General features: G+C 48.1%; 6 protein-coding genes. All 6 read right to left on the bottom strand.

The window, feature by feature from the left end:
* Nucleotides 1-407: 407 nt before the first annotated feature.
* Complete coding sequence (locus Q0620_RS04680; protein WP_298783403.1) at nt 408-2,489, bottom strand: TRAP transporter permease; 2,082 nt, start codon at nt 2,487-2,489, stop codon at nt 408-410.
* An 8-nt stretch (nt 2,490-2,497) separates the two neighbouring features.
* Entirely contained in the window at nt 2,498-3,439 is a 942-nt protein-coding gene (locus Q0620_RS04685) for a TAXI family TRAP transporter solute-binding subunit (RefSeq protein WP_005873238.1), read from the bottom strand.
* A gap of 233 nt (nt 3,440-3,672) precedes the next feature.
* Entirely contained in the window at nt 3,673-4,428 is a 756-nt protein-coding gene (gene truA, locus Q0620_RS04690) for a tRNA pseudouridine(38-40) synthase TruA (RefSeq protein WP_298783407.1), read from the bottom strand.
* A gap of 619 nt (nt 4,429-5,047) precedes the next feature.
* Nucleotides 5,048-6,079, bottom strand: coding sequence for an LptF/LptG family permease (locus Q0620_RS04695; RefSeq protein ID WP_298783404.1), 1,032 nt, complete (start codon nt 6,077-6,079; stop codon nt 5,048-5,050).
* Complete coding sequence (locus Q0620_RS04700) at nt 6,072-6,827, bottom strand: A24 family peptidase (protein WP_298783405.1); 756 nt, start codon at nt 6,825-6,827, stop codon at nt 6,072-6,074. The genes Q0620_RS04695 and Q0620_RS04700 overlap by 8 nt, the downstream gene beginning before the upstream one ends.
* Nucleotides 6,828-6,893: 66 nt before the next feature.
* Nucleotides 6,894-7,319, bottom strand: a complete 426-nt coding sequence (locus Q0620_RS04705) for a hypothetical protein (RefSeq protein WP_298783406.1) — start codon at nt 7,317-7,319, stop codon at nt 6,894-6,896.
* Nucleotides 7,320-7,491 lie beyond the last annotated feature (172 nt).

Below are 7,491 nucleotides of genomic sequence, written 5' to 3' on the forward strand. Positions count from 1 at the left end.
AAATCGTTTTGAAGAAATTTTGCACAGTTTTGATTTTATCTGCTCTAAGAATCATTTTCGCTTTTGTGGACGTGTATATTTTAAACTATCGAAGGCAGGCAACGCGAAAACGGCTTTGCTCTATTGATTTCACGTATCCTGCGGCTTGCGATAATCATATAGACAAGCATGGATTTAGTAAACGATAGTTTTAACACAGTAGCTTCGTATGAATAAATTTATCTTACTAAGGGACATAATCGCTTCGGCGCAATTTAAAATTTTGAGTAGTTTAGATAGACGGATTTAAATTTAGAACAAAGAGTCGATTCAAATTTAAAATCCTGGTGCAAGAATAAAAAGCAAGAAGATAAATTTAATAAGATCCCGCAAATTTATCTTAAAATTTAGCGGGATCAAATTTGATTTTACGCCGCAGGTGCGCTATTTTCGGCGTGCGTATTGTCCGAGTCTTTAGGTCTTAAAACCCACTGCTTTGCAAAGATCAGCGCGTAGATCGCAGCGCCGATGCCGTAGCTTACATATTCGCTCGGGATAAACTCGATAAATTTCGCGCAGATATTAGGCACCAGCATTAGCGGCGTTACTAGCAGCAATAGCAGGCGCTCTATCAGGTTACATTTTGTTACGAACCAGCCCTGCAGCGAGGAGCTGAAAGCAAACATACCCACGATCGCCGTGGCAAAAATCAGCACGATTTGCAGTGGATCGCTGATCCAAACGATGCTCTTTGAATCCATCGGATCGCCGATGCTTTGGATCAAAAGCAGCTTGTTGTTGAAGAAAAACGCAAACGGAAGCACCGCAGTGCGCAGATCATACACGAAGCCCTGAAGTCCCACGGTTACCGGATTTGCCTTTGCGATGCCCGCCGCAGCGTATGCGGCGATACCCACGGGAGGCGTATCGTCGGCTAAAATTCCAAAATAAAAGACAAAAAGATGCACTGCGATCGCAGGGATTAGAAAGCCGTTTTTATCCGCCAGTATCAAAATCACCGGAGCGATTAGGCTCGAAACGACGATATAATTCGCCGTCGTAGGAAGCCCCATGCCCAAAATAAGGCTCATTATCGCAGTCATCAGAAGTATCAGCACTATGCTATTTCCCGCGACCGCTTCTACGAGCTCTGAAAGAACCTGTCCCAGCCCGGTAAGCGAGATCGAGCCGATTATGATGCCCGCTAGCGCGGTGGCAACGGCTACCGTGACCATGTTTTTAGCAGCACCCACCATAGCCCAAAAGATATCGACAAAGCCGACGATAAAATCGGACTTGCCAACCTTTTCGCCAAATATCGTTTTTTTAGCGGGCTCTTGTACGATCATTATTAAAAATAGCACGCAGATCGAGTTAAACGCCGCAGAGATCGCGCTTTTTTTCAGAATCAATAGAGTGAAAAGAAGCACCAAAATCGGTATTATGTAATGAATGCCACTAAATATAATTTTTAGCTTTGAAACCTTGGCGTAATCGCGGCTGCCATGAAGCCCCAACTTGCAGCTTTCAAGATGCACGATAAAAAATAACCCCGCGTAGCAGACGAAGGCAGGGATCACCGCCGCGATCATTACGTTGGTGTAGCTCATACCTAAAAATTCCGCGATGATAAACGCCGCAGCGCCCATGATAGGCGGCATAAGCTGCCCGTTTACGCCCGCGGCTACCTCGATAGCGCCCGCCTTAGTAGCGGTAAGCCCCGCTTTTTTCATTAGCGGGATCGTAAAGGTGCCCACCGTCACGACGTTTGCGGTCGAGCTGCCGCTTACCATGCCGGTTAGTCCGCTGGCGATTACGCTAGCCTTGGCGGGTCCTCCGCGGAAGCGACCTAAAATCGCAAACGCTACGTTTATAAAATACTGCCCCGCTCCGGCTCGCTCCAAAAGCGCGCCGAATAGCACGAACAGATAGATGAAGCTGGTGCTGACCCCTACCGGCACGCCAAATACGCCCTCTGTAGTTAAAAACATATGCCCTGCAAGCAGTTCAAAGCTTGCGCCGCGGTGCGCGATGATATCTGGCATATAAGGACCGAAGTAGCAATACAGAAGAAAGGTAAAAGCGATAATACCTAGCGCAGGCCCCATCATACGGCGACCTGCTTCAAAGAGTATGAAAATCCCGATAAAGGCCGCTACGATATCTCTGGTTAGATAATTTCCCGGGCGCTGCGCTAGCCCGTTAAATTCTATCGCAGGATACAAGATCGCGGCGACTCCGACGATTAATAAAATATAATCGTAAAACGGGATGTAAAAATGCGCCTTGGAGCGCGGGCGAAATGGAAAAAGCGAAAAAATTATAAAAACAGCGAACGCTAAGTGGATCGAGCGCGCGATATTCGTATTTAGCGTAGAATACGCGATGTAAAGCTGAAAGACCGACCACGCGAAGCAGACCAGCGTCACGAGCCAGAAGAGCTTTTTAGAGGTAAATTCTCTACTCTTTACCTCTAAAACCTGCTCATCTTTTTGTGTAGATTTCTCCATCAACTAGCCTATTTCAACAACCCGGCTTCTTTATACACCGCCTCTGCCGCAGGATGAAGCGGCGCGCTAAGCCCCTCTAAAAGAGATTCTTTGCTCACTAAATTTAGCGCAGGGTGTAGCTTTTTGTACTCGTCGAAATTATCAAGTATTGCCTTAACTACCGCCCTAACCGCCTCGTCGCTTTGGCTAGCGTCGGTTACGAGCACGGCCTTTACGCCGATAGTCTGCGTATCGTGATCTACGCCGTCATACATTTTCGCAGGGATCACGCCTTTGGCAAAATATGGATATTTTTCTAGAATTTTTTTGATATGCTCATCGTCGATGCCGACTAAGTCGATAGGAAGCGAAGTCGCCGCATCGGTGATATTTGCGGTTGGATGTCCTACGACGTAGAAGTATCCGTCGATCTTCTTATCTTTTAGCGCCATCGGGCATTCTTGCGCGGTTAAGACGCCGTGTTGGGCGAGCTTTTTAAGATCGAAGTCGTAGTTTTCAAAAACTATCGTGCTGGTTAGCTCGTTGCCGCTGCCCGGGTTTCCGATATTGATCTTTTTACCCGCAGCGTCGCCGTAAGCTTTGATGCCGCTCTCTTTAGAAACTACGAAAGCCAAAAGCTCCGGATAGATCGAAATTACGGAGCGTAAATTTTTATCCGCCGCGCCTTGGAATTTGCCCGTACCGTTGTATTTATCATAGACGACGTCGCTTTGAACGAAGCCGAAATTTAGCTCTTTTTTAAGCACGTTATTGACGTTATACGTCGAGCCGCCCGTCGATTGCACGGAGCATTTCATATTTTTATCCATATTTACCAAGCGGCAAATCGCGCCTCCTACCGGATAATAGGTGCCGGTCATACCGCCGGTGCCGATATTGATGAACTCCTTAGCGCCTGAAACGCTAGCTAGTAAGGCCAAACCGGCCAAAGCAACAGAAAATTTTTTCATCTTTGCTCCTTTTTGAGTTAAAAGTTTGAAAGTATTGCTAAATTTCTATAAAATTCTAATAAAAATAGATCGAATTTCGCGCAAATTTACGATTTTACACATCGTGGTGCAGGTGATTTAATATCAAAGTAGGGTGGCGATCTGCTCTGATATGCGAAATTTTACCGCGATAAAATTCTAAGCCTGAAATCCAAACGCCCGTGGATAAAATTTAACGCTATAAATTTCAAGCCTTAATAACTCACGCCGCTAAGATACAACCCGTTCGGCGGAAAGGGGATTCTGCTAAGCGCTCGCGAGAAGCTGATCTTGCGCCCGCTCTGCACGGATTTTAGGGCGTTTGCGACCATCAGCCGCACCTGCGCTCGCAAAAATCCATTGGCTTTAAAATTTATCAAGGTCAAATTTCTAAAAGAGTAGGCGCGCGCGACGCAGAGCTCGCGTACGGGGCTTTTTATATCGCTGCCGCTTTTCATAAACTCGCTGAAATCGTGCTCACCGACAAAATTTGCAAGCGCAGCATTGAGCGCGGCAAGATCCACGCGCGGATAAAACACGCAAAAATCGCTAAGAAAGGGGCTTGGACGTCCGTGGTTTAAAACGTAGCGATAGCAGCGCGCTACGGCATCGTAACGCGGATGAAAATCGCGCGGTACCTGGCTGATGTGTTGCACAAAAATATAGGGCGCGCAGTGGCGGTTTATGAGCTCTTTTAGGCGCGACAGCTCCCAATGCACGGTGCATTCGACGCAGCTTACCTGGCGCAGCGCGTGCACCCCTTTATCGGTGCGCGAGCTGCTGATGAGCGGCGCAAAGATCCCCACGCGCCCCAAAGCCGCGCGTAGCACGTCCTCGACGCCGCGCCCGTGAGGCTGAGACTGCGAGCCGCTAAATTTCGAGCCGTCATAGGAATAGACGAGCTTGAGCTTTACGCGCTCGGAGTTTGCGCTCGCTGCGAAGGTGCACGTATCTGCAGTGGTATTTGGCAGGGCGCTTATTTTGCCGATTTGCGCAAGTTCGCTCGCTGTGAAGTCGCTTGCAGGCGCGCTTTCAATAATATTTTTGAGTTCGGACGCGCTTGCGAGGGTGTTTGCGGGGGCGTCCGCTTTGTGGGCGGCATTTGCCTTGCGGGAGTCTGTAGCGCGGGCGGACGCGGGAGGGGTAGTGTAAAATTTTGCGACGGGCGACGTATAGATTTTTAAAGCGTCGCCGCTCGACCCATTAGCTTTCGCAGCGTTTGCCGCGCAAATATCCGAAGCGGCGACATTGACGGAATTTTTGCAAACGGAATTTAAATCCGCCCCGCGCGCAGCCTTTTTGGCGCGAACGGCGTCCGAATTCCGCTTGGCTCTTTCGTGATTCAAACCACAATCGGGTGCAGTATAGGTAGCCGTATCGTTTGCCGTATCTGCAAGAGCGGAATTTTTAAAATTTGAAAGCTCATCTTTTGAAACAAAGACCTGCTCGTCGTTTTGCGCTTCATGCTTTAAATTTACGCCACGCAAAATTTCAGACGCGTTAGGCTTGCTCGCCGAAATCTTATCCGCTAAATTTCGATCGGACGAGCTTTTGTTCAAAATTTCGCCGTCGCAGAGCTCGGAGTCTTTTTTAATACCTCGGGGCAATTTTGATCCTGTAGTATAGTAGCGAGCCGATAAGCGTAACGCCGAATGTCACGGGAAGCGCGATGCTTGGGTATTTAGAGAGCAGCATGATCAGTGCAAAGTAGCTAAAAAGCACGCCGAAGATCCCCGCGTAAACGAAGCCCTTTTCGTAGCGATAGGTCACGATACCGAGGCTTAGCGCAAACAGAAAGCTCGCCAGCGGAAAGAGCGAGACGAGGGTGTAGATGCTAAATTCTTTTCTGCGCTTTTCGCTGCCGCTCATATCACTCCAGTATCCGATCACGCCACCTCCGCCGCGGATATTGCGGTCGCTTTGCGTGCGCAGGGTTAGGCTTTCAAACTCGCTTACGTGCCACTGCTCGCTGCCCATCGTGTAAATTTTGCCGTCGTGCAGCATCGCAGAAAAGCTCGCGTTTTCGTTTTTAAACTCGCCGCTGCGCGCTACGATCATCCGCTCGTGATCCTGCGAGCCACCAGGATTATACAGCACGAGATCCTTATACAGCGTGCTTGTGCCGTTGTTTTCCTGCGAGTCGATAAAAACGAGCCAGTCGGAGAATTTCTGCCCGAATTCGTTGGATTTGATATTTAGCGTCGCGCTAATTTTTTTGTAATCGATGAAATTGTCCTTTAAATTTTCGGCTATCGGCATCATAAAAAGCGATACGAAAAGCAGCGCTAAAGAACACAGCGCGGCGCTTATGCCGAAAAACAGCGCGATCTTGCGCGTGGCGTAGCCGATAGTAAATATTACGATGGTTTCGTTCTCTTTAGAGAGCCTAAAAAGCGAGATGCTAAGCGCTACGAAAAACGCGATCGGCACCGTAAATATGAGTATGCGCGGTAGCATGAAAAGATAGAGCTTGACTAGCTCTGAAAAATTTATCTCGATAAACGACGTAATGCGCGCGATCTGAAGAAAAAAGACGATCGACATTATGATAAAAAGCGTGCTGAAAAGCGACGCGAAGGAGCCGACGAAATTGCTAAATAAATAGCGCTGCACTCTATCCATAAATGATGTCCAAGAGCCTTAAAATTTGATCTTTGAAGATAAAGGTAAGAAGCAGCCCCATCGATAAAAAGGGCACGAACGGCAGCTCGTAGCCCTTTTTGTTCGCGATGAGATACGCAGGCAGCGTCAAAGTCGCGCCGATGTAGATCGAGATACCGCCCAGCTTCCAGCCCAAAATCGCCCCCATAACGCCCGCGATAAAAATATCCGCGCTTCCCATCGCTTCGCGCTTTAGCACGAAGGTGACGATGAGGCGCAACACGAAAAATATCGCCGCGTATCCCGCCGCCGCGCCCACGCCGCTAAGATCAAAATCATACATCAGCGTATAAGCAAGCGAAAGCGCCGTAACTACGTAAAGAAGGCTCTCCGGTACGGCTTTATACTCAAAATCGATCGCCGAAAGCGCCATAAGCAAGATAAAGCAAAGCCCGAGCACCGCGGCTTTTGCAAGATCGGGCTCGCCGAAATACGCCGCAAGCGCCAGCGCGCCGCCTAAAAGCTCGACGATCGGGTAGCGAATCGAAATTTTGGTTTTACAAAAGGCGCATTTACCGCCCAAAAAGAGCCACGAAAGCAGCGGAATGTTGTGGTAAAATTTTAAAGCGTGAGAACATTTTGGGCAGTGCGAAGCGGGGAAATTTACGCTCTGTCCGCGCGGCAGGCGGTAGATCAGGACGTTGCAAAACGAACCCACGCAGGTGCCGAATACCGCAAAAATCACGCCGTAAACGATATTTAAATCCATCTTTTTCCTTTGGAGCTTTAACTTTTTAAAAATTTAATCAAACGCTCTATGGTAGCGAGAAATTTCTTAGTTTTCATTGATTTTTTGCCTCTCGTAAGGAAAAAATTTTACGAAAATCGCCGCCGCGCCTACGCAAAATAAAATGGCTATGAGCCCGGCGAGGAGCGGCTCGCCCCATGCCCCATATAATCCGCCTAAAATCAAAAATCCCGCCACCAGTATCACGGCGTCCAAAAGATCGAAGTTCAAAGTATCTACGATCCATAAAAACATAATATATGCGCCTATCCCGCTGCCTACGGATGCTAAAAGCCCCATTTTATCGGGGATAAAAGCAAATGCTAGCACAAAAAACACAAGCAGGCAAATGTAGACCGCCAGTATAAATTTCTTTTGTTTTTTATACATGCTGCCGCATCTTGGGCATCTTAGAGTTTTCATCGGCTTTTTGGTAAGCTTTTTGCCGCAACCACATTGTATATAGTAGCTCATAGCTCTCCTTGTCGGTTTTGGCGTGAACGGCGGCGTGATTTTTAAAATTTCTGCCGCATTAAATTTACCGCGCAGCGCAACACGGCTCGCGCTAGAGCTTTAAATTTAAGCGGGCGAAATTTTAAAATTCTAAAATTTTTAAATTTCGCGGCACCGCGCGCCTACGTAGTTA

This window comes from uncultured Campylobacter sp., assembly GCF_938017615.1.
GTDB lineage: Bacteria > Campylobacterota > Campylobacteria > Campylobacterales > Campylobacteraceae > Campylobacter_B.

Bases quoted from the DNA above. Each gene is read 5' to 3' on its own strand.
- Q0620_RS04680 (WP_298783403.1), bottom strand. From the start codon at position 2,489: ATGGAGAAATCTACACAAAAAGATGAGCAGGTTTTAGAGGTAAAGAGT.
- Q0620_RS04685 (WP_005873238.1), bottom strand. From the start codon at position 3,439: ATGAAAAAATTTTCTGTTGCTTTGGCCGGTTTGGCCTTACTAGCTAGC.
- Q0620_RS04695 (WP_298783404.1), bottom strand. From the start codon at position 6,079: ATGGATAGAGTGCAGCGCTATTTATTTAGCAATTTCGTCGGCTCCTTC.
- Q0620_RS04700 (WP_298783405.1), bottom strand. From the start codon at position 6,827: ATGGATTTAAATATCGTTTACGGCGTGATTTTTGCGGTATTCGGCACC.
- Q0620_RS04705 (WP_298783406.1), bottom strand. From the start codon at position 7,319: ATGAGCTACTATATACAATGTGGTTGCGGCAAAAAGCTTACCAAAAAG.